Here is a 2,347-nt window from a genome sequence, read left to right as displayed (position 1 = left end):
GTCACCGGGACCGAACTGTGGACAACGTGCATCTGCCCAGTTCAGAGCCCCGAAGGCGTGTGGACAAGTATGTGGATGATGCTCAGCGGCGGTTCTTGGTCGGCTGGGTGCGCGCGCGCTTCTTGCCCTTCGGCTGCTGGCGCTGGCCGGACTTCGGTGCGTCGTCAGGGACGCTGTCGGCGGCGTCGAGGCCGGGCACGGTGAACTCCTCCGCCTCCTTGCCCTTGCGCTTCAGACGCTCGCGGCGGGCACGCTCGGCCTCGGAGCCGGGGGCCGGCATGTTGCGGATGACGTAGAACTGCTGGCCCATGGTCCACAGGTTGGTCGTGAGCCAGTAGAGCAGGACACCGATGGGGAAGTTGATGCCGGAGAAGGCGAAGAACAGCGGCATCAGGTAGAGCAGGACCTTCTGCTGCTTCGCGAAGGGGTTGTCCAGCGCGGATGCCGGCATGTTCTTGCGCATCAGCTGGTACTGCGTCGTGAACGTCGTCGCCGACATCAGCACGATGAGCACGGCGCTGAGGATCTTGACGTTGAGCGTCGTCGAGTTGACGAACGAGTCCGACAGCTTGGCACCGAGGATGGTGGAGGCCTCGATCGTCTGCGCGACCTGTCGGGTGATCGGACCGATCGGCGGCTGGTTGCCCTCGGCGATGGCCTTGAGGTTGTTGAGCAGCTGGAAGAGCGCGAAGAAGAAGGGGCTCTGGATCAGGATCGGCAGGCAGCTGCTGAACGGGTTGGTCCCGGTGCGCCGGTAGAGATCCATGATCTCCGCCTGCTGCGCCTTCTGGGACTCCGGGTCGCGCTTGCCCTTGTACTTCTTCTGGATCTTCTGCATCTCCGGCTGGATGAGCTGCATCCGCCGGGAGGAGTGGATCTGGCGCACGAAGAGCGGGATCAGCAGGATGCGGACCACGACGGTGAGTCCGACGATCGACATCGCCCAGGCCCAGCCGGTGGGCAGGCCGATGGTGTCGAAGAGCCAGTGCCAGGCGTACATGACCCACGCTTCACCCAGCTTGATCGGGTAGAGCAGGGTCTGCAGGAAGTCCATCAAGGTGTGTTCCTCTGTGGTCTGGTGGGCAGCCGGTTCAGCTCGGGGTCGAGCTGGAGGGGCCGATCACCACTGGTCGGCAACCTTATGCCGGTGGTCAGGGGTTGGGACGGAAGTCCTCGGGTCGCACGTCGTTGCGGGTGCCCCACGTCTCCGGCACGGGATCCACGCCGCCCGGGGTCCACGGGTGGCACCGGCCGAGCCGACGGATCGCGAGCCAGCCCCCGCGTAGGGCGCCGAAGCGGGTGAGCGCCGTGACGGCATACGCGGAGCAGCTCGGGTAGAAGCGGCAGGTCGGGGGCGTCAGGGGCGAGATGAAGCGCTGGTAGAGCCGGACGGCGAGCACGAGCGGCGCGGCGAGCACCTGGCTCAGGGTGGCGCTCATCGGCGGCACACCTTCTCCAGGCCGCGCGCGACAGCGAGGTCGAGCTCGTCCCAGGCCGCGTCCGAGGCAGCGGGGTTGGCCCGGACCACCACGTCCACACCTGCGGGTATGCCGTCCAGCCGGGTCGCGACGCTGGCGCGCAGCCGGCGCTTGGTGCGGTTGCGGACGACGGCGTTGCCCACTGCCTTGGACACAACAAAACCGACGCGCGGCGGAAGATCCGCACGCGCATCGGTCCGGTTGGCATGCACGACGATGAGTCGCCCGCCTGCTCTGCTGGCGCCGGGCCCGCGGACTGCCGAGGTGAAGTCCGACCGTTCACGCAGTCGGTGACGTGCCGGCAGCACGCCGCGGCCTCCGGCGGCTCAGGCCGAGAGCTCGGCGCGGCCCTTGCGGCGGCGGGCGGCGAGGATGGCGCGGCCGGCACGCGTGCGCATGCGCAGGCGGAAGCCGTGCGTCTTGGCGCGGCGACGGTTGTTCGGCTGGAAGGTGCGCTTGCTCACGTGGATCTCCGTAGGTTGCGGCGCCCGTCCGACGTCAGGAACGCCGGCGCGACGCCCGGGTGGGGCTGGCGGTGGCCGATGCGACCGCAATCGGCAAGCCCATGGAACGGCGGAGGTGCTCCGAACGGAGCCTCGCGGCCATGGGCATGCGAAAGAGGTCGCAGACACGCTCGGTCAACGATACGGGAGCGCCGGAACGGGGGTCAAACCGGAGGCGGGCGCCTGCCCGGGAGCGCCGAAACCACCGATCCTCGGACGGCGCACGGCGATTGCAAGGCGACACGCCGGAACCCGGCAGAATCTGTGGACGACTCGATTGTCTTTGTCGCGTGCACCGCTGTAGGTTTTCGACTCTCACGATCCTCGCCACCTTCTGCACAGGCTGTGGACAAACGTGTGGACAAC

The 2,347-nt window shown here is 67.9% G+C and carries 4 protein-coding genes; all 4 read right to left on the bottom strand.

Features of this window, described 5'->3' with window-relative positions; genetic code table 11:
* Window positions 1–82: 82 nt before the first annotated feature.
* Window positions 83–1,054, bottom strand: coding sequence for a membrane protein insertase YidC (yidC, locus tag ABD194_RS21435; RefSeq protein WP_343995313.1), 972 nt, complete (start codon window positions 1,052–1,054; stop codon window positions 83–85).
* A 97-nt stretch (window positions 1,055–1,151) separates the two neighbouring features.
* A complete protein-coding gene (gene yidD / locus ABD194_RS21430; RefSeq protein WP_343995311.1) occupies window positions 1,152–1,439 on the bottom strand; it encodes a membrane protein insertion efficiency factor YidD in 288 nt (95 codons plus the stop codon).
* Complete coding sequence (rnpA, locus tag ABD194_RS21425; protein ID WP_343995309.1) at window positions 1,436–1,786, bottom strand: ribonuclease P protein component; 351 nt, start codon at window positions 1,784–1,786, stop codon at window positions 1,436–1,438. Before rnpA ends, yidD begins: the two co-directional genes overlap by 4 nt.
* An 18-nt stretch (window positions 1,787–1,804) precedes the next feature.
* Window positions 1,805–1,942, bottom strand: a complete 138-nt coding sequence (gene rpmH / locus ABD194_RS21420) for a 50S ribosomal protein L34 (protein WP_010849920.1) — start codon at window positions 1,940–1,942, stop codon at window positions 1,805–1,807.
* Window positions 1,943–2,347 lie beyond the last annotated feature (405 nt).

The sequence above is a fragment of the Terrabacter terrae genome, from assembly GCF_039529575.1.
In the GTDB taxonomy this organism is placed as follows: Bacteria; Actinomycetota; Actinomycetes; order Actinomycetales; family Dermatophilaceae; genus Terrabacter; species Terrabacter terrae.
Note: the sequence above shows the minus strand (reverse complement) of the source record. Positions and strands in the feature narration are given on the sequence as shown.